Source organism: Gordonia jacobaea (genome assembly GCF_965344965.1).
In the GTDB taxonomy this organism is placed as follows: domain Bacteria; phylum Actinomycetota; class Actinomycetes; order Mycobacteriales; family Mycobacteriaceae; genus Gordonia; species Gordonia jacobaea.
In genome coordinates this window covers 507,197-526,334 of the sequence record NZ_CBDRLS010000004.1, presented here as the reverse complement: position 1 = coordinate 526,334, position 19,138 = coordinate 507,197, and the positions used below count along the sequence as shown (strand labels likewise).

The following is a 19,138-nucleotide window of genomic DNA, read 5'->3' as shown; positions in this document are numbered from 1 at the left end:
TCCCCCTCTGCCCGAGTGGGTCAGCTCGCGGCCGCGGCGTCGGCGTCACCAGACGCAGGCGCGGCCTCCAGGCGCAAGCTCCGGTGCGTCACCTTCCGATACACGATCTCCACGACGAAGCTCGCAATCAGTACGACGATGAGGGTGATCCACGTACTCGCGGGTCCGGTGTGGATCGCGTATCCGAGCAGAAGGCAGAACAACGCGAGATTGAGGGTGACCGCCGCGATCAACAGCCATGCCTTTGCGCCCGTCTGGTGCCGGACCCGCATGTGACCGGCGCTGACTGCCCCGTACACGATCAAGAAGGCAAGACTCGCCATCTGCCCGACCGACGACAGCGGAAAGAAGACGACGAATGCGCAGGTGAGCGCACCAGCCATCAAGAGTCCCCACGTACCGCTCCGCCACACCCCACGCGCGAAGTCGGCAGGCATCTCACCGGACTTGGCGACGGTGAAGGCAAGGTTGGCGTCTCCGAACAACGTGGCGTTGACGCCGGACGCGGTGGCGAGCAGCGCTGCGGCACCGATCACGATGAACCCGACCTGTCCGAGCACCGCGCGCCCGGCGTCGGAAAGCACATGGCCCTGGTTCGCCTCGATCTCGGGGAGCGTCATCACCATGACGATCAGCGAGCTGATCACGACATAGATGACGATCACAATGAACAGCGCCTGATACATGGCACGCGGAAGCTCTTTGGCGGGGTTCTTCATGTCGCCTGCGGAGTTCGTCACGACGCCGAATCCCTCGTAGGTGACGTAGAGCAGACCGGCAGCGAAGAAGATGCCGATCACACCTTCTCCACCGCTCTGCTCGAAGTTCGACCCGTCTGCCTTGAACGACGCCGCGACCACAAATGCTACGAGGATGGCCACCTCGATCGCCACGACGAGCATCTCAGATCTGCCAACGAGTTTTGACCCGATTGCGTTCACACCGATCAGCACGATGACCAGCCCGACGCCGATGGCCTTGCCCGACCAGTCCGGGGTATCGAAGGGCAGTAGGTGCCGTGCATAGCCCGCGAACCCGGAGGCGTACAGGGCCATCGCGATGATCCAGCCGAGGAACTGAAAGATGTTGAGCCCGCCCGCGATGACACCGTCGCCGAAACAGCGGATCAGGAATTGCGCCGCGCCGCCGCGACTCGGAAACCGAGCGCCCAGTTTGGCATACGAGTACACGCTGAACAGTGAGACCAGACCACCGACGAGGAATGCCACCGGAATCCACACGCCCGCTGTGGTCGCGGCGAGTCCGACGAGTGTGTAGAGACCGGCACCCATCATCCCGCCAACGCCGATGGCCGTCGCCGACGCGACCGTGATGGACGCCTTCTGCGAGGAGCGGTTCTGTGACGAACCTTTTTGGGAGGAATCCTTGTGGGTCATCGACGTAGGTCCCGCCGCCGATCAGCAGTGACGCGGGCAACACTGCGAGTCATGCGATGCAGTATTGCACAGCTTATTCTCACTGGCAGGGCCTTGCGGGAACGGTTGCGCTAGTGGGGGTTTGAGTCCAACCTCCACGACTCATATGCGCGCGGATCCTCGATCGGCTCGATATGAATGCTCACCCGCAGATGATCGAGAGCCGCGTGCAGTTCGTCTTCGACGCGCTCGGATACGTCGTGGGCACGGTCGACGCTCCACACCCCCGGCACCAGCATGTGCATCTGGACGTACCGCTCGTGTCCCGATTCGCGTGTGCGCACATCGTGAAATGCCACCTCGTCGGTACGGAACCGGTCGAGGACGTCGTTGACCGTCGTGAGGTCGACGGCGGGAAGCGCGGCGTCGAGAAGCCCGTCACCCGAGCGCCAGATGAGTCGCGCCCCGACGACGATGATGTTCACCGCCACGAGGATGGCAACGATGGAGTCGAGCGGCAGCCAGCCGGTGACAGCAACAAGGAACACGCCAACGATGACGCCGACAGTGGTCCAGACATCGGTGAGGAGATGCTTGCCGTCGGCTTCGAGCGTCATCGAGCGATACCGCCTACCCGCCCGGAGCAGGATCACCGCCACGGCACCGTTCAGCACGGTTGCGGCGACGGAGATGGCGAGTCCGAGTCCTACCGCCTCCAGTTCGGCGGGATGCAGGAGCCGGTCCACCGCAGCCACGATGATCGCGATGGCCGCCACGACGATCAGGATGCCTTCGAACACCGCGGAGAAGTACTCGGCCTTCGCGTGCCCGAAATTGTGTTCTGCGTCAGCGGGTTTCGCGACCACCCGCAGTGCAAAGAACGCGGCAATCGCGGCAGCGAGGTTGACCACCGATTCGAGTGCGTCGGAGAGCAGACCAACCGACCCGCTGACGCGCCATGCGATCAGCTTCATCACGATCACGACCAAAGCCGTGACAATACTCAGGAGCGCGTACCGCGTCAGATCGGGACGCGAAGTCGCGGATGCATTCGCCACTGACCAATTGCACCACAGGACGGGTGACTCGCGCCGCCATTGAATCGGGCAGCGACGTCAGATCTCCGCAGCGACCATCCCGTCGAGGGCGCCGTAGTACGCCGACGTCAGCAGACGCATCGTCTGGTCCAGCGACAGGCCGCTGGCCAAGAGATCGAGTACCTCGCGTGGATCGAACATCTGGTTGTAGAGAAACAACGCGTGATCGAAGTGGGAGTCGTCGATTCCCTTGCTGCGCAATACCGCCCGAATCGGACGCTCCCAGGCGTCACGTACCGTCTGGATCGTCGGGTCGCCCTCGCGAAGTCGGGTGAGGAAGCCCACCGGCCGACGCAACCGGACCATTGCAGGACCGTTGATCACAAGAAGCCGACCGAGTTGAGCGACGACGTCCTCGAACAGCGCCGTGCCGGTTTTCGTCGAATCCTGGCTGTAGTCACGCAGTTCGACGATCACGCCCTGCAGATACTCACGGACGAGCGTCTCCAACGAGGGAAAGTAGCGGTAGACCGTCGCGGTGCCGACCCCGGCGCGCTCCGCGATCACCGGAATGCTGACGTTCTCATAGTCGTCGCGCAGCACTTCTCCCGTTGCGACAAGAATTTTCTTACGATTCCGTACGGCGTCTTTGCGCGTCGGCATGGGAGCAGCGGTCGCCATCGCGATACACCTCCCGCCGCATCAACACCCGTCGAACCCCAACCTACCCCAGCTCACGCAACCGATTCTCCGGGTCAGATCAGTCGGCGAGCAAGCGCCGTCACAGCCCACGCCGCGCCAACAACGGCTCGATATACGGCTTGCGTCCGATCAATTCCTCGTGCGCGACAAGCGGGTCGACGCTGTCTCCCCGAGACAGCGTCGACTGTGCAAATCGTCGACCGTTCTCGCGCTGCAGGCCACCCTCGGACAGGAACCACTGCTCGGTGTCGGCGTCGAGGACCTCCGACCAGATGTACGAGTAGTAGCCGGCCGAGTAGCCGCCGCCGAAGATGTGGTTGAAGTAGGTGCTCCGGTAGCGCGGCGGGATCAAGTCGGTCCCGATGCCCGCCGCACGAAGCGCCTGCGCCTCGAAGCCTGCGACGTCGGTGATCGCCTCGGCCTGCGCGGTGTCGAGTTGGTGCCACGCGAGGTCGAGGACTGATGCCGCAAGGTATTCGATTGTGCCGTGGGCAGATTCGGTTCCCGCCGACTCGCGTGCCGCCGTGGCGAGCTCCGCGGGAATGGGTTCGCCGGTCTCATGGTGGCGCGCGTAGTTGGCCAGGACAGACGGGTGCAGCGCCCACATCTCGTTGACCTGCGACGGGAATTCGACGAAGTCGCGCGGTACCGACGTACCCGACTGCGACGGATAGTCGACGGCCGAGAGCAACCCGTGCAGGGCATGACCGAACTCATGGAACAGGGTGGTGAGCTGATCGACGGTCAGCAGGCACTTCTCACCGTCATCGGGCTTCGTCAGGTTCAATACGTTGACCACGACGGGCTGTGTCTGCAGCATCGTCGACTGGTCGACGATGCTGTTCATCCATGCCCCACCGCGTTTGGACGGGCGTGCGAAGTAGTCGCCGAGGAACAGGCCGATGCTGCGCCCGCTCTCGTCGAGTACGTCCCACACACGAACGTCGGGGTGGTAGGCGGGCAGTTCAGGACGCTCGACGAAACGCAGCCCGTAGAGCACGTTGGCCGCGTAGAACACCCCACGGGTCAGGACCGTCTCGAGTTCGCAGTAGTCCGCGAAATCATCAAGCGGGACATCGGATTTCGACCGCGCCGCACGCGCGAGCCAGTACGTGTAGTCCGCGGCACCGATCTCGGCGTCACCCGCGAGGACCCGCAAGTCGTCGAGTTCGCGCTCCCCCGCTCGCATCGCCGACTCACTGAGTTCCCGCAATAGGTCGTCGACGGCCTCGGCCGACGGTGCGGTCTGTTCCGCGATCACGTAGTCGGCGTGATCGCTGTATCCGAGCAACTCCGCACGCCTGGCGCGCAGCCGCACGATCTCCAACACCAATTCGGTTGTGTCGTTGTCGTTTCCGCGAGCGCAGCGGTTGATCGATGCCTCGAAGACGCGGCGTCGAACAGCGCCGTCGGTCAGTTCGGTGAGGACACTCTGACTGGTCGGCAGTTCGAGGGCGATCAGATATCCACTGTCGTGTCCCGCTTCGGTGGCGGCGCGACGCGCGGCGGCGATCTCACCGGCCGACATACCGTCGAGCGCGGATGCGTCGTCGACGAACACGGCCGAATCGTTCGAGTCGTCGAGGATCTTCTGCGAGAAGGTCGTGGTGAGGAGGGCCAGTCGCGACGAGATCTCGCGCATCTCCTGTTGTTGATCGGGCGACAGACCCGCACCGGCGCGCACCGCGCCGCGATAGTGCTTGTCGAGTAGCCGACGCCGCGGCTCGTCGAGGTCGAGGTCGTCGGCGTCGCCGTGGACCTTCGAAATACGCTCGAAGAGAAGGGGGTTCATCGCGATGGTGTTCTGGTGATCGGTCAGCAGCGTCGAGAGCTCGCGGCTGATCTCGTTGCGTTTCGGGTTGGTGTCCGGACCGACGAGGTTGAAGAAGATGCCAGCGGCGCGAGCGAGATCGCGTCCGGAGAACTCGACCGCTTCGACGGTGTTGCCATACGTCGGCGGCTCCGCGTTGTTCGCGATCTCGTCGATCTCCGCCAACTGCGATGCCATCGCGTCGGTGAACGCGGGCAGGAAGTCGTCGTCGGAGATCGAGGCGAAGTCGGGCAGGCCGTGCGGTAGATCGCTCTGCGCGAGAACGGGATTCACGTTGTCTGTACCCATGACCTCACTTGCCCTTCGGTTTGTCGCCCATCGAGTCGGTGGAGAGTGCGGCGACGAACGCCTCCTGCGGGACGTCGACCCGACCGATGGTCTTCATCCGCTTCTTGCCCTCCTTCTGCTTTTCGAGCAGCTTGCGCTTTCGGCTGATATCGCCGCCATAGCACTTGGCGAGCACGTCCTTGCGGATCGCCCGGATATTCTCGCGCGCAATGATTTTCGATCCGATGGCCGCCTGCACGGGCACCTCGAACTGCTGCCGCGGGATGAGTTCCTTGAGCTTGGTGGCCATCTTGTTGCCGTAGCCGAATGCGGCGTCGCGGTGCACGATCGCGCTGAAGGCGTCGACCGCCTCGCCCTGGAGGAGGATGTCGACTTTCACGAGGTCGGCTTCCTGCTCGCCCGCCTCCTCATAATCGAGGCTGGCGTAGCCGCGGGTGCGCGACTTCAAGGAGTCGAAGAAGTCGAAGATGATCTCGGCCATCGGCATGGTGTAGCGCATCTCGACGCGTGTCTCCGAGAGGTAGTCCATGCCGCCGAGCTCACCGCGCCGTGACTGACACAGCTCCATGATCGCGCCGATGAACTCGCTCGGCGCGATGATCGTCGTCTTGACGATCGGCTCGTAGATGTGGCGTGCCTTGCCCTCCGGCCAGTCGGACGGGTTGGTGACGATCGACTCGGAGCCGTCTTCCATGACCACCCGATAGACGACGTTCGGTGCGGTGGAGATCAGGTTCAGGTCGAACTCGCGCTCGAGCCGCTCACGGGTGATCTCCATGTGCAGCAGTCCGAGGAAGCCGCAGCGGAAACCGAAGCCGAGCGCGACAGACGTCTCCGGCTCGTAGGTGAGCGCGGCGTCGTTGAGTTGCAGTTTGTCGAGAGCGTCGCGCAGCACCGGATAGTCGGAGCCGTCGAGCGGGTAGAGACCGGAGTAGACCATCGGACGCGGTTCGCGATAGCCGGTCAGCGGCTCGGTGGCGCCGTGGCGCGCGGTCGTGACGGTGTCGCCGACCTTCGACTGCCGCACGTCTTTCACGCCGGTGATGAGGTAGCCGACCTCGCCGACGCCGAGCCCCTTGGTCGGCTTCGGTTCCGGCGAGACGATGCCGACCTCGAGCAGCTCGTGCGTCGCCCCGGTCGACATCATGGCGATCTTCTCGCGCGGGACGATCTTGCCGTCGACCACGCGGACGTAGGTGACCACTCCGCGGTAGGTGTCGTAGACGGAGTCGAAGATCATGGCGCGGGCGGGCGCATCGGGGTCGCCCTGCGGCGCGGGCACCAGCTTGATCACCTCGTCGAGCAGTTCCGTGACGCCCGCACCCGTCTTGCCGGACACGCGCAGCACGTCGTCGGGCTCGCAGCCGATGATGTGCGCGATCTCCTCGGCATAGCGGTCGGGGTCGGCGGCGGGGAGGTCGATCTTGTTGAGCACCGGGATGATGGTCAGGTCCTTGTCCATCGCCAGGTACAGGTTTGCCAGGGTCTGCGCTTCGATGCCCTGCGCGGCGTCGACGAGTAGAACGGCACCCTCGCACGCTTCGAGCGCACGCGACACCTCGTAGGTGAAGTCGACGTGGCCCGGAGTGTCGATGAGGTGCAGCACGTAGTCGGTCTGCGGGCCGTCGGGACCGTCGGACTTCCAGGGCAGGCGCACGTTCTGCGCCTTGATCGTGATGCCACGCTCGCGCTCGATGTCCATGCGGTCGAGGTACTGGGCGCGCATGTCCCGCTCGGCGACCACGCCCGTGAGCTGCAGCATCCGGTCGGCCAGCGTCGATTTGCCGTGGTCGATGTGCGCGATGATGCAGAAGTTCCGGATCCGGCTGGGATCGGTGAACGTGGTGTCGGCGAAGGTGGGAATCGAACTGCTCCTACAGGTGCGCACCAATACTCGAGTGCGATGCGGGTGTGGGTCGTCGTATCCAGTTTCTCACGGCGGGCCGTCGGCGGGTCGGGGCCGGGTTGCGAGAGAAGTGTCGGAGCGAGCCAGTCCACTCGATCCGGTCAGCTCGCGCTGGTCGGATTCGGTCACATACCCGCTGCGGCGCCCCGAGCGCGGTGCGAATCCCTGCGTGCGCGCACGGCGAGATGAGCCGTCGCAACGACTATCGATGCGACGAGCAACACAAGCGCGCCGAACGAGAGCAGAAGCCAGAAGTCAGCCCAGTTCGCGACGCCGACGAACACCAGCACGGCCATCGCGGGCACGACGAGCCATGAGACCCAGACGCGCAGCGCGACCGCGGCGATCAGTGGAGGTGATGCCAGCAGCACCCCCATCGCGATCAGCCTGCGCGGACCGAGCGCAGCGAAGATCGAGTCCTCACAAGTGGCGCCGGCGTGCGCACCGGCGACCGACAGTTCGCCGCTCTTGCCGCAACTCACCGTCACCTCGCCCACCGGCATGAACCCGCACGCCACCGCGTAGCCAACTGCCGCCACTGCCATCGCAAGCCACGCCACTCGTATGGCTCTCATGCCTGCAACTTATAACGTGGACGCCGTGAGTCCCGAGACCTTCACCGGCGACGGCGTCGTCGCAGACATCTACCGTCCGGACGGCCCACCTCGCGCGGTGCTCGTGTTGGCGCACGGCGCGGGAGGCAACCGACAGACCGCGATCATGCGGGCCTACGGCGCCGAGTTCAGCGCCCGCGGGCTGTTCGTCGCCTGTATCGATCTGCCGTACCGGCAGCGCAGGCCCAAGGGCCCGCCCAGCCCGTCGGGTGCGGCGGGCGATCGGGACGGCATCCGAGAGGCGGCCGCGCTGTTCGCATCCGAATCCGACGGTCCACTCGTCCTCGGTGGCCACTCGTACGGCGGCAGGCAGGCGTCGATGGTCGTCGCGGAGGATGGTGCCGCCACAGACGCGGCAGGGCTGCTGCTGTCGTCGTATCCGTTGCATCCGCCCGGCAAACCCGAACGCGCACGCACCGAGCACCTCGGCGACATCACGGTACCGACGGTGATCGTGCACGGAGCGTCGGATCCCTTCGCGACGACGGAGGAGATCACCGAAGCCATCGCGCTCATTGCCGCGCCGACCCGGCTCGTCGAGATCGAGAAAACGGGGCACGACCTCAAACCCGACAAGAAGCCGACTGCTCAGCTCGCGGCCGACGCCGTCGACGACCTGATCCTGAACGGACCGACGCGATGACCGCTCGCACGCGGGTGCGCCCCACCCATGAGGCGGCCCGCGAGATCGTCTACTCCCCCGACCTCGACGGCGCGGCCGATCCCGGCGAGATCGTCTGGACCTGGGTGCGTTACGAGGACGATCCGAGCAAGGGCAAGGACCGTCCGGTGCTGGTCGTCGGACGCGACCGCGGCGAAGAGCACACGCATCTCCTCGGCCTCATGCTCTCGAGCCAGGACTACCACCGCGACGACCCGAACTGGGTGGAACTCGGGGCCGGCGTCTGGGACGACGAACACCGCGAGAGCTACATCCGCCTCGACCGCGTGCTGTACGTCCTCGAACACGGAATTCGACGTGAGGGCGCGATCCTCGACGAGGAGCGTTTCAACGCCGTCGCCGACCGACTGCGGCGCGACTACGGCTGGCGGTAGATCGCTCGCGGTAGATCGGCGACCCGTCGAGCTATAGATGTGTGTCGAATCGAAGAATGTGGTTGCTGCAGCACCCAATTCCTTAGATTCGACACACATTCAGCGGCGGCGGCACGGGCCGGTCACGCCAGGCGCGTGATCTCCACGACGACGTCGAGGTCCGTCGCCTTGCCGCCGGTGTAGATGCCCTTGAGCGGCGAGACGTCGGAGTAGTCGCGGCCGACGCCCACCGAGACATGCTGCTCGGTGACGGGGGTGTCGTTGGTCGGGTCGTAGCCCCACCAGCCGCCGGTCCACACCTCGATCCACGCGTGGCTCTGCCCCTCGACGGTCTTGTCGATCTTGGCGTCGGGCTTCGGGTGCAGATATCCGGAGACGTACCGGGCGGGCACGCCGAGACCGCGCAGCATCGAAAGGCTGACGTGCGCGTAGTCCTGACACACACCCTTGCGCTCGTTCCAGGCGTCGACGGCGGTGCTGTGCACGCCGGTCGTTCCCGGTACGTACTCCATCTCCTCGTGCACGAACTTGCAGATCGCCTCGACGGCGTCCTCGGGCTCGAGCCCCTTGGCGATGCGACGCGCTGTCGCGCCCAGGCGCCCGTTCTTCGGCACATACGTTGTGAAGGAGAGCATTTCGTCGTAGCGGTCGGCGACGTACTCGCTCTCCAATTCCTCCCACGTCACGGCTTTGTCGGGGGCGGGACGCTCGCCGGCCTCGGTCTCGACGACCGACATCCCCGACACCTCCAGCTCCTCGTGCGGTGCATGGAGATCGAAGGCGGTGACCGCGGTGCCCCAGTAGTCGGTGTAGCGGTACGCACGGGTCGCGGGCACTGTCTCCACACGGTTGACGATCACGTTCTGCCGAGTGTCACTTCGCGGAGTCAGCCGGGCCTCGTTGAAGGACGAGGTGACCGGACTCTGGTAGGCGAAGCCTGTCGAATGCACGACCCTCAGACGCCAGCTCACAGTTCACTCTCCTCGATGAAGTGTTCTTCACCATCGCTGACCCGGGCGTCTGCCCACGACACATACGGTGACACATGGAAGTACTGACCCGTGACCGCCTCGTTGACGGCACGGCAGGTGTCCTGCAGATCGAGAAGTCGTTCCTGCAGTCCGTCGAGCAGTCGGCCCGGTTCCAGGAACTCGAGCGAGCTGCGCGCTCGACCCAGCAGCAGCAGCGCTTCGGCCTGCTCGCCGACGCGGCTCGGGCGCTTCTCGATCTCCGCGAGATTCTGCTCCGCGACACGAAGTGCGTGGAACACCGATCGCGGAAAGAGCCTGTCCAGCAACATGAACTGCACGATGTTCTCGGCGTCGAGCAGACCGCGATAGGTCCGCAGGTAGGTGTCGTGTGCACCGGCGGACACCAGAACATTCACCCACGCAGGCGAGTTGATCGGATCGTTGGCGCGCGAGAGCAGCATTCGGATGGTCATGTCGACCCGCTCCACCGAACGACCGAGCAACAGGTAGCGGTAGCCGTCGTCGTGACTCATCGTCGCGTCGGCGAGTCCGGCGAACATGGCGGCCCGGTTCTTCACGTACGAGAGGAACTCGTGAGGTCCGAGTCGACGCCCCCGACGCTCCGCCTCGGCCAGTCCGTTGTAGGTGGTGTTCAGACACTCCCACATCTCGCTGGACGTGACTTCCCGTGCGCCACGGGCATTCTCGCGCGCCGCACGGATGAGGTCGACGACCGATCCGGCCGACCCCTTCGCATACGCCACATGCTCGGTGAGCGACCACACGTCGAGCGGCCCGTCGGTGTCGGGCACCTCGAGTCCGAGAACCTGGATGACCATCCGAACCGCACCGTCGACGTCGGCGGAGGTGTCCTCGAGGAGCTGATGGATAGCGACGTCGAGCAGACGCGCCATGTCGTCGGCACGTTCGACGTAGCGGCCGATCCAGTAGAGGGATTCGGCGTTGCGGGCCAACATCATCGGGGATCACCGCTTTGCTGTTGCTGCTGTGTCTGTTCGAAGACCGGGTCGGGCGCGCTCTCGGCGGGCCTCGCCGCCTTGGCCGCCTTGGAGGTGACCACCTTGCCGCCGCCGAGTTCGCGCTCACTCTGTGTGGCCCTGCTTGCGAGCACCCACGTGTCCTTCGAGCCGCCACCCTGACTGGAGTTGACGACGAGTGACCCTTCGGGCAGTGCGACGCGGGTCAGTCCGCCCGGGAGCACCCAGACCTTCTCACCGTCGTTGACGGCGAAGGGACGCAGGTCGACGTGCCGCGGTCGTAGCGAGTCGCCGACCTTTGTCGGCACCGTCGACAGCTGCACCACGGGTTGGGCGATCCATCCGCGGGGGTCGTTGCGCACCTTGCGGGCGAGGGTGTCGAGCTCGGCCTTGGTGGCGTCGGGACCGAAGACGATCCCGTAACCACCCGATCCCTCAACAGGTTTCACGACGAGTTCGTCGATCCGATCGAGCACTTCGTCGCACTCCTCGGGGAGCCAGCAGCGCAGCGTGTCGACGTTGCCGATGATGGGCTTCTCGCCGAGGTAGTAGTTGATGATGTCCGGCACGTAGGTGTAGATGAGCTTGTCGTCGCCGACACCGTTGCCCACCGCGCTCGAGATCACGACGTTGCCCGCGCGCGCGGCGTTGAGCAGACCTGCCACGCCGAGCATCGAATCCGGACGGAACTGCATGGGATCGAGGAAGTCGTCGTCGATGCGTCGGTAGATCACGTCGACGCGTTGCTCGCCCTCGGTGGTGCGCATGTAGACGACGTTGTCGCGGCAGAACAGGTCTCGACCCTCGACGAGCTCGACGCCCATCAGCCGCGCGAGCAGCGAGTGCTCGAAGTACGCCGAGTTCGCGACACCGGGAGTGAGCACGACGATGTTGGGGTCGGCCTCGTTGAAGGCGGCCGAGGCCCGCAGGGCCCGCAGCAGGTGACTCGGGTAGTCGGCGACAGGGCGCACCTTGTGCGTGGAGAACAGGTCGGGAAAGACCCGCGCCATGGTGCGGCGGTTCTCCATCACGTACGACACACCCGACGGTGATCGCAGGTTGTCCTCGAGCACCCGGAAATCACCGTTGGCGTCGCGGATCAGGTCGATGCCCGCGACGTGAATGCGAACTCCGTTGGGAGGACGGATGTTTGCCGCCTGACGGTGAAAGTGCTCACACGAATGGACCAGCCGCTTGGGCAACACACCGTCGCGCAGGATCTCCTGCTCGCCGTAGACGTCGTCGAGGAACAATTCCAGCGCCTGCACGCGCTGGGTGATACCCGCTTCGAGCTTGTTCCACTCGCCGGCCGAAATGACCCGTGGCACAACGTCCAACGGGAACGGGCGCTCCATACCCGAGAGCGAGAACGTGATGCCCTGGTCGATGAACGCGCGCCCGAGTGCGTCGACGCGGGCTTCGAGGTCGGCGCGGTCGGACTCGGCCATGACCTTGAAGATGCCCCGATACGCGGGGCGTACCTCGCCGTCGGCGTCGAACATCTCGTCAAAGGCCTTGCCGTACGGCCCTTTCGAATATCCCTTGAAAATTCCGGTCTCGGTGGGGAGTGTCTCCCTGACGACCTTGGCCTTGGCGCTCTTGGCAACCTGTCCCGGTTCGGCACCCTTGCCGTTTGCCGACTTGGCGGCGGTGACTGACTTCGACGACGACGGGGGCGCGGTTTTGCGCGATGCCTTCTTGGCTTGCGCACCGGTTGACGCGGGACTCATAGACACACATGGTGCCTCAGATCGCCCCACTCGGCACGACGTCTGCGTGGGCGCGTCGCGGTGACCTTCTCCTGGCCCCATTCCTCGCTGCAGGCCGAGGCCAGCCCTAGCCCAGGGTTCGACGCAGCGAAACGACGCGCCGCCCGACCCGCCGAGCCACGTTCGCGGCGCGCGTCTGCAATCGGGCTCCGGTCTCGGGGTAAGGCATCGTCTTCGCGATTCCTGCGATCGCGTCGAGTGAGGCGTCGAGAATTTCGTCAACCGTCGGCGGCTGGGCGTCGTCGCCTGCCGTCGTGCTCACCGCGAGATCGCCGAGATCACCGGTCACGGGATATCCGGCCACGCGCACGGCGTCGATCATCGACTCGGCTTCGTCTGCGGCCCACGCACGCTGTTCGGTTGACAGTCCGAGAGGGGTGCCGCCGGTCTGTGCGAAGAGGACCTTGGCGATGATGTGACCCTTGACGACACGCTCGTACCGATCCCACTCGATGTCGTCGGGCTGCAGGCGCGAGTTCAGCCGTCGCAGGAGTTCTGCCTGCGCTGCCGAGAGCGAGGTGTTGTTGTTGGGAACGTCGATCGTCATCGGAGCCGGATCGACGTCGAGCACGGAGAGAAATCTCTCCCACAACGACGATGCGCCGGTTCCTGACTTCGCCACGGTGACCAGGTGAGCCCGTTCCGGTCCGACGAACTTGGCCCACCGTCCGAGGATGCCCACGTAGTCCTGGAATTCCCAGAAGGGCTCCTCCTCCATGTCGCCACCCCAGGACCCGGTTCGACGTGGCGCGTGCCGACGCACCGAGGTCACGAAATCGTCGAACGACGCAAGACGCTGGTTCTTGACGTTCTCCTGCCACACCGACGGCAGTTGTCGGGCCAGATCGCGAACGGTCACGATCACATGGACCTCGTCGGCGAAGGAGAGGTCGTTCACCAACGACTCGATCTGTTCCTCACGCGCCGTCGCGAACAACTCGTGCGACACCAGCGACGCCCCCGGCCACGCACGCATCTGCGAGACCATCGTCGACCAACTCCCGGCGAAGGCCGGGTCGACCCAGTCGAGATACCTGCCCGGCTGCAGATGCGTTGCGGCGTGAAAGTGATCGGCCATCTCGTTTCCCGGGTAGAGCAGCCCGGAGTGACGAAAAGCGAGGTCGCGGTTCCACCACAGGCGATCCTGGAGGTGCGTGGTGCCTGTCTTGGGTAATCCGACGTGAATGAAAACAACTGACATGATGGATCGAGCTTAGTTGCGCTAGGGCACATATCTGCGACCTCGTCACATGCCGCGTGGATTCACAGGAGATCGGTGACGAGTCGGGCCTGCGCACGCCGACGCCTGCGGATTTGGGACCCCTGTTTCCGGCTGGTAAAGTAGACCGCTGTCGCAGAGTCGACGGCGGACACGTGCTGTCCACCCGTCTGACCTGCTCAGGAACACCCAGCAACAATCACCAACAACTGATAGGTACAAACGCGTGGCAAACATCAAGTCCCAGGTCAAGCGCAACCGCACCAACGAGATCCGTCGGCAGCGCAACCAGTCCGTGCGCTCCTCGCTGCGCACCGCGATCCGTAGCTTCCGCGAAGCTGTCGACGCCGGCGACAAGGACAAGGCAGCCGAGCTCGGACAGACGGCAAGCCGCAAGCTCGACAAGGCAGCCAGCAAGGGCGTCATCCACGCCAACCAGGCAGCCAACAAGAAGTCGGCCATCGCTGTGGCCGTCAACAAGCTCTGAGGTAACAACCTCCGGCATCAGCCGGAACTGAACGAGTCAGAGCGCGCACCCGCGACGCGCCCCGTGCCCACGGGAGCACGCCGGGTCGCAGCGCCGACCGTTTCCCTTTCGAGACAACTCACCCCGGCGACTTCCACGCGGTCGCCGGGGTGAGTTGCGTGGTCGTGCACGCTTCAGTCCTGCAAGCTCCGGTCCTACAAGGCTTCGGTCCTACAACGCTTCGGTCGCTCGAGCTCAGCCCAGCGCGCTTCAGCGTCGACGCGATGACGGACGCAGCGAAGCCACGGCGTCGACCGCGTGCAGGAGCGCATAGTCTGCGTCGGCGGCCTGTCCCTTCACATCGCCGTTGAGCCCGGCGACCACCACGACCGCCTGTGCGATCGACGACGAATCCCATGCCCGTGCCTGCGACTGCACCTTCTTGACACGCGACGGCGGCATACCCAACTCCGACGCGGCCGCGTACTGGTCCATCGACCCGATTCCGCGTACGCGAGCAATCGCGTGCACCGCCTCTGCGAGCGCGTCGGCAAGCAGCACTCGCGGCACCCCGTGATGCACCGCCCACGCCAACGATTCAAGCGCCCCGGCCCGATCACCGGTGACGGCTTTGTCTGCGACCTCGAACCCGGTCACCTCTGGTCGCCCCTGGTAGTACAGCCGCACCGCATCGCGGTCGATTTTGCCGCCGGTGTCGGCAACGAGCTGACTGCACGCCGCGGCAAGCTCACGAAGCTCCGCACCGACCCCTTCGACGACCTGCTCGACGACCTCGGCGCTGACCTTGACGCCGAGCTCACGAAACTCCTTGCGGACGAAGTCCATTCGTTCCGACGGCCAGCGCGGCGCCGCGCAGTCGTGCTCGACCGCACCCGCCTTGCGGAGTTCGCCGACCATCGACTTCGTACGACCGCCCCCGGTATGGATCACCATCAGCGTGATGCCGTCGGGAAGCTCGCGTGCCGCCCGCGTGATCAGCGCTGCGGGCTCTTTGCCCGCCTCCGCCGCCGACTCGACGACGACGACGCGGTCTTCGGCAAACAACGACGGACTCAACAATTCGGCCAGTTCGTATTCGCTGACGTCGCCGGCTCGCACACGCGTGACCGGAATGTCGGCGCCTGCGTGGTGGGACAGCTCGCTCGTCACACCCGAGATCACACGTCCGGTGAGGAAGTCGTCGTCTCCGAGGAGCAGATGCAGGCGATCGGTCACGTCACTCATGGTGCCAGAACACCCCGACAGCGCGACGGCCCACCGGACACCTCCCCTACTGCCGACTGTGCGTCTCGTCGTGCCGACTGTGCGTCTCGTTGCGCCGACCGTGCGCACGACGCCGCGCCCACCCGATCACGCGCCGATTCAGCAGCGCCGCACCCAGGGCGGTGAACGTCATGACAAGCGCCATCCCGGCAAGCCCGTCGGGTACTTCGATTGCCGCCCAACTCAATCCGCCGAGTACGCGCGCAACGGTGATCATCCACCACAGTTCTGGCGACATCGCGCGTAGCAACACTTGCGCAACCACAGAACCCACGTCTCCGGCGAGGCCGATCAACGCGGCGAGTGTTCCCACCACACTGATCACTCCGACGACCGGCGCCACGACGACGTTGGCCAGAATCGAGACCACATTGAATGTCCCGCTGATCATCGCGATCAGCGGCGCTGTCACGACCTGGGCGGCGATGGCGATAGCGAACACCTCGGCCACGACAGGTGGGATTCTCCACTCGCGCAGCGTGTCTCGGATCGACGGCGCGATCAGCACGAGTCCGGCCGTGGCCACGACCGACAACGCGAACCCCGGCGCACTCGCAAGCTCCGGCCACCACAGGAGACCCCCGATCACGGCGACACCGTGCGCTGGCACCGCGCGGGCACGCCGCGTCGACAACAGCGCGAGCAGACCGACTCCGCCCATCATCGCCGCGCGCAGCACACTCGGTGACGGCCGTACCAGGACGACGAATCCGACGATGACGACCACTCCGCTGACCGCCGCCACCTTCGGTGATCCGCCGATCAACCGGATCAACGCGATCGCCGCACCGCAGGTGAGCGCAAAGTTGGCGCCGGAGACGGCGGTCAGGTGACTGAGCCCGGCCGCGCGGAACTGATCTCGGACATCTTCCGACAATGCACTCTCATCGCCGATGACCAACCCCGGCAGCAGTCCCGCCGATTCGCCGCTCAACGCCTGAGCCGAGTTCTGCTGCAGCGTTGATCGCACGACACCGGCTCCCCGCTGCAGCGGAGGAGGACGCCCCAGCAGCGTCGGCGGGCCCGACGCCGCCAATCTCGCAACACTCAAGTCACCCCCTCGAGGTGCGCGGATACTCACCAGGACGCGCACATGCTGCCCCGGCAGCAACCCCACCCATCCGGGCGCACGCGCGACGACGTCGGCGATGGCGGAGGGAACTCGACGCTCCCCGACGGCCAGCACCGTCACACGCGTGGTCACCTGACCCCGTTGTGCCGGTCCGAAGTTGCGCGGGTCGTCGCGGATCGACATCGTCACCGTCGCCTTGCCCGACATCCCCGACAGTGGATGTGCGTCGCGGGTCTCGAGCCGGAGCCACAGCGCCAGTGCGCATGTCGCCGCCATCCCCGCTCCGATCACCACGACGCCGACCACCTGCCAGGCAAGATTCCAGCGCCGTTGTCCGAACAGAGCTGCAGCGCAGATCACTCCGCCGATGACCAGCACGACAGGCATCGACCACGACGGCCCGAGCAGCCCGAGCAACGTGACAAGCCACACCACGAGAGCGGGCGCGACGAGTCGTAGATCCACCGCGGTGTCAGCCGGCGGTCACGAGGTCTCGCAGCTTCGCCAGCCGCGCGGGTCCGATGCCGTCGACCTCGCCGAGTTGGTCGACAGACGTGAACTTTCCGTGCTGCGACCGCCAGTCGATGATGGCCTTCGCAGTGACCGGGCCGACCCCGGGGAGAGCGTCGAGCTGCTCGGCACTCGCGGTGTTCAGGTCGACCTTTCCTCCCGCACTGTCCGACGCTCCCGAATCCCTTGCGCCGGAGCTCGTCTCGGAAGCGTCACCGGCCGTCGGCGGCGACGAAGAGTCCGACCTCCCCGCACCCGACGCGACCACCGCACTGCGAAGCGAGGCGTTCCCGTCCTTGCTCGCGTAGCCGACGAGCACCTGATCGCCGTCGCCCAGCACCTGAGCGAGGTTCAGCGACGTCGTGTCGGCTCCCTCGCGGGCACCTCCGGCACCCGACAGCGCATCGGCCACTCGGGACCGCGGTGCCAACCGCACCAGCCCGGGCTTCCGCACCAATCCGACGACGCTGACCACGATCTGGGCTGATGCAGCCGACGGCGCGGCGGCAGAAGGCACCGCGGGGGCGCCGGCCGACGGCACTGCAGCGACGGAAGGAATCGACGCGGACGGTCCCGCCGACGCGGGGAAGGCGACGGCCGGCACGACGTCGTCGCTGCGGAGTAGCCCGAATCCCGCTATCACACAGGCGATTACGCCCACAGCAATCAACGCTATGGCACCGGCAGGCGCCACTGCGAATCGACGACGTGGGCGGTACTCGTCCTCATCCGAATCGACATCTGCATCGTGGTCGAGGTCGAAGTCTTCTCGACGATCGTCGTCGAATCCGTTGGCACGTCGTCGTTCCCGACCATCGAGAGGGCGCCTGCGTTCCACCTCGGGAGCCAGCCAACCCGGCGTCGTGTCGATGCCCCAGGAACTCGACGACATGTCGTCATCCACAGGCGACGAGGTGGCGTCGAGTTCGGGCGTCCGGGTGGCGCCGGGTGCGGGGGCTGACAACCGGTCGAGCGGCGAGCGTCCGACCGCGGTGGGCGCGGTTCGCGAACCGCGCTCGACAACACCTCGCGCGGCGAATCCGCGGGCCGTCCGGGTTGGTTTGTCGCTCATAGCCTCTGACGCTACGGCGGACGCACCATCACACCGGCTCGTCGACTGTGCATCGACGCCGCCCTGTGGACGACGGTCAGGGTGTGGACAACCCCTCGGCCTCCGACTGTCCCCTGGTGATGGGATCGAGTTGGGTACCGATCACCACGCCGACCGCGCCGGGACCGACGTGACAGCCGAGCACAGGACCGAGATCGACGGTGATGCTCGACGTCACGCTCCGCAGGTTCTCCCGCAACCGGACGACGAGATCGGCTGCGGCAGCGGGAGCTTGGCAATGCTGCACTCCGAGAGTCACCGCGCGGCCGTCGGCGTAGTCGACGGCCGCTTCGGCCATCTTGTCCAGCGCTTTGGAGAACGTGCGCGTGCGTTCACGCAGAGTCAGCGTGCCGTCGACGACGTGCAGGATCGGTTTGATCGACAACGCGGACCCGAGCATCTTGCTCGCCGCGCTGATTCGCCCGCTGTTGCGGAGATTGTCGAGATTCTGCACGCAGAGCAGCGATTCGACAGTCGCGGCCTGGCGGATGGCGGCTTCGTACGCGCGATCCCGATCGGCCCCGTCGCGAGCGGCTTGCGCTGCTGCGATGGCGACGAATCCGACTGCCAGCCCGACCGACCGCGAGTCGACCACCCGCACCTGCCCCGAGTAGTCCTCCGCGGCCAGGCGCCCAGCGCTCCACGTGCCGGACAGCTTTCGCGACATGTGGACCGCGACGACCCCGTCGCCCTGACTGCGTTCGATGGCTTCGCCGTACGCCTGCACCAGATCATGCGGAGTGGCGCCCGCAGTCGTGACGCCCGGCGTCGACACGATGTCGGCGGGAACGTTGTCGTCGTCTTCGAGGTAGTCGACTCCGTCGAGCGTCAGATGCAGCGGAACCTGGATGATGTCGTAGCTGTCGGCGACGGCAGCGGGCAACCGCGCAGAGGAATCTGTGACGACGACAACAGGCACCCGTCTACG

At 65.6% G+C, this 19,138-nt stretch carries 17 protein-coding genes; 3 read left to right on the top strand and 14 right to left on the bottom strand.

Translation table 11 applies throughout. The features are described 5' to 3' along the window. Positions 1-20 precede the first annotated feature (20 nt). The 6 genes from ACRVY7_RS16595 to ACRVY7_RS16570 form a co-directional block, all read right to left on the bottom strand. On the bottom strand, positions 21-1,397 hold the full coding sequence (locus tag ACRVY7_RS16595; protein ID WP_431817827.1) for an APC family permease: 1,377 nt from the start codon (positions 1,395-1,397) through the stop codon (positions 21-23). Between the two features lie 110 nt (positions 1,398-1,507). Beyond that, complete coding sequence (locus ACRVY7_RS16590; protein WP_064864618.1) at positions 1,508-2,434, bottom strand: cation diffusion facilitator family transporter; 927 nt, start codon at positions 2,432-2,434, stop codon at positions 1,508-1,510. A 57-nt stretch (positions 2,435-2,491) separates the two neighbouring features. Next, positions 2,492-3,094, bottom strand: coding sequence for a TetR/AcrR family transcriptional regulator (locus ACRVY7_RS16585; RefSeq protein ID WP_431817826.1), 603 nt, complete (start codon positions 3,092-3,094; stop codon positions 2,492-2,494). A 100-nt stretch (positions 3,095-3,194) separates the two neighbouring features. Further along, positions 3,195-5,234: a M3 family metallopeptidase gene (locus ACRVY7_RS16580; RefSeq protein ID WP_431817825.1), complete on the bottom strand. Its 2,040-nt coding sequence runs from the start codon at positions 5,232-5,234 to the stop codon at positions 3,195-3,197. A 4-nt stretch (positions 5,235-5,238) separates the two neighbouring features. After that, positions 5,239-7,122 carry a translation elongation factor 4 gene (gene lepA / locus ACRVY7_RS16575; protein ID WP_039855239.1) on the bottom strand — a complete coding sequence of 628 codons (1,884 nt, stop codon included), beginning with the start codon at positions 7,120-7,122 and terminating at the stop codon, positions 5,239-5,241. Positions 7,123-7,265: 143 nt separating this feature from the next. Next, a complete protein-coding gene (locus ACRVY7_RS16570) occupies positions 7,266-7,715 on the bottom strand; it encodes a hypothetical protein (protein WP_431817824.1) in 450 nt (149 codons plus the stop codon). Between ACRVY7_RS16570 and ACRVY7_RS16565 the strand changes: the two genes are divergently transcribed. Both ACRVY7_RS16565 and ACRVY7_RS16560 read left to right on the top strand, forming a co-directional pair. Beyond that, positions 7,714-8,397, top strand: a complete 684-nt coding sequence (locus tag ACRVY7_RS16565) for an alpha/beta hydrolase family protein (RefSeq protein ID WP_431817823.1) — start codon at positions 7,714-7,716, stop codon at positions 8,395-8,397. The genes ACRVY7_RS16570 and ACRVY7_RS16565 overlap by 2 nt on opposite strands. Continuing rightward, entirely contained in the window at positions 8,394-8,810 is a 417-nt protein-coding gene (locus tag ACRVY7_RS16560; protein ID WP_431817822.1) for a type II toxin-antitoxin system PemK/MazF family toxin, read from the top strand. Before ACRVY7_RS16565 ends, ACRVY7_RS16560 begins: the two co-directional genes overlap by 4 nt. 122 nt (positions 8,811-8,932) lie before the next feature. Here ACRVY7_RS16560 and ACRVY7_RS16555 read toward each other — a convergent pair whose 3' ends face one another. The 4 genes from ACRVY7_RS16555 to ACRVY7_RS16540 form a co-directional block, all read right to left on the bottom strand. After that, positions 8,933-9,781 carry a transglutaminase family protein gene (locus ACRVY7_RS16555; protein ID WP_431817821.1) on the bottom strand — a complete coding sequence of 283 codons (849 nt, stop codon included), beginning with the start codon at positions 9,779-9,781 and terminating at the stop codon, positions 8,933-8,935. Next, positions 9,778-10,758: an alpha-E domain-containing protein gene (locus ACRVY7_RS16550; protein WP_197494616.1), complete on the bottom strand. Its 981-nt coding sequence runs from the start codon at positions 10,756-10,758 to the stop codon at positions 9,778-9,780. The genes ACRVY7_RS16555 and ACRVY7_RS16550 overlap by 4 nt, the downstream gene beginning before the upstream one ends. Continuing rightward, positions 10,758-12,509, bottom strand: a complete 1,752-nt coding sequence (locus tag ACRVY7_RS16545; RefSeq protein WP_049698362.1) for a circularly permuted type 2 ATP-grasp protein — start codon at positions 12,507-12,509, stop codon at positions 10,758-10,760. Before ACRVY7_RS16545 ends, ACRVY7_RS16550 begins: the two co-directional genes overlap by 1 nt. Positions 12,510-12,615: 106 nt before the next feature. Next, positions 12,616-13,749: a sulfotransferase family protein gene (locus ACRVY7_RS16540; protein WP_431817820.1), complete on the bottom strand. Its 1,134-nt coding sequence runs from the start codon at positions 13,747-13,749 to the stop codon at positions 12,616-12,618. Positions 13,750-13,993: 244 nt separating this feature from the next. Here ACRVY7_RS16540 and rpsT point away from each other — a divergent pair, with 244 nt between their 5' ends. Further along, positions 13,994-14,254, top strand: coding sequence for a 30S ribosomal protein S20 (gene rpsT / locus ACRVY7_RS16535; RefSeq protein WP_049698364.1), 261 nt, complete (start codon positions 13,994-13,996; stop codon positions 14,252-14,254). Between the two features lie 249 nt (positions 14,255-14,503). On the opposite strand, the gene holA is transcribed toward rpsT, so the two are convergent. From holA to ACRVY7_RS16515, 4 genes are all read right to left on the bottom strand, one after another. Beyond that, the gene (holA, locus tag ACRVY7_RS16530) at positions 14,504-15,478 is read right to left on the bottom strand and encodes a DNA polymerase III subunit delta (protein WP_049698365.1); all 975 of its coding nucleotides are present in this window, start codon (positions 15,476-15,478) and stop codon (positions 14,504-14,506) included. 46 nt (positions 15,479-15,524) lie between these two features. Further along, complete coding sequence (locus ACRVY7_RS16525) at positions 15,525-17,054, bottom strand: ComEC/Rec2 family competence protein (RefSeq protein WP_431817819.1); 1,530 nt, start codon at positions 17,052-17,054, stop codon at positions 15,525-15,527. Positions 17,055-17,061: 7 nt separating this feature from the next. Then, positions 17,062-18,171 carry a ComEA family DNA-binding protein gene (locus ACRVY7_RS16520; protein WP_431817818.1) on the bottom strand — a complete coding sequence of 370 codons (1,110 nt, stop codon included), beginning with the start codon at positions 18,169-18,171 and terminating at the stop codon, positions 17,062-17,064. Positions 18,172-18,247: 76 nt separating this feature from the next. Beyond that, positions 18,248-19,129: a DegV family protein gene (locus ACRVY7_RS16515; RefSeq protein ID WP_431817817.1), complete on the bottom strand. Its 882-nt coding sequence runs from the start codon at positions 19,127-19,129 to the stop codon at positions 18,248-18,250. Positions 19,130-19,138: the final 9 nt, after the last annotated feature.

Coding starts and splice junctions, on each gene's coding strand:
- ACRVY7_RS16550 (WP_197494616.1), bottom strand. CDS start 10,758: ATGTTGGCCCGCAACGCCGAATCCCTCTACTGGATCGGCCGCTACGTC.
- holA (WP_049698365.1), bottom strand. CDS start 15,478: ATGAGTGACGTGACCGATCGCCTGCATCTGCTCCTCGGAGACGACGAC.
- ACRVY7_RS16570 (WP_431817824.1), bottom strand. CDS start 7,715: ATGAGAGCCATACGAGTGGCGTGGCTTGCGATGGCAGTGGCGGCAGTT.
- ACRVY7_RS16560 (WP_431817822.1), top strand. CDS start 8,394: ATGACCGCTCGCACGCGGGTGCGCCCCACCCATGAGGCGGCCCGCGAG.
- ACRVY7_RS16585 (WP_431817826.1), bottom strand. CDS start 3,094: ATGGCGACCGCTGCTCCCATGCCGACGCGCAAAGACGCCGTACGGAAT.
- ACRVY7_RS16565 (WP_431817823.1), top strand. CDS start 7,714: ATGCCTGCAACTTATAACGTGGACGCCGTGAGTCCCGAGACCTTCACC.
- ACRVY7_RS16595 (WP_431817827.1), bottom strand. CDS start 1,397: ATGACCCACAAGGATTCCTCCCAAAAAGGTTCGTCACAGAACCGCTCC.
- ACRVY7_RS16520 (WP_431817818.1), bottom strand. CDS start 18,171: ATGAGCGACAAACCAACCCGGACGGCCCGCGGATTCGCCGCGCGAGGT.
- ACRVY7_RS16540 (WP_431817820.1), bottom strand. CDS start 13,749: ATGTCAGTTGTTTTCATTCACGTCGGATTACCCAAGACAGGCACCACG.
- ACRVY7_RS16580 (WP_431817825.1), bottom strand. CDS start 5,234: ATGGGTACAGACAACGTGAATCCCGTTCTCGCGCAGAGCGATCTACCG.
- ACRVY7_RS16545 (WP_049698362.1), bottom strand. CDS start 12,509: ATGAGTCCCGCGTCAACCGGTGCGCAAGCCAAGAAGGCATCGCGCAAA.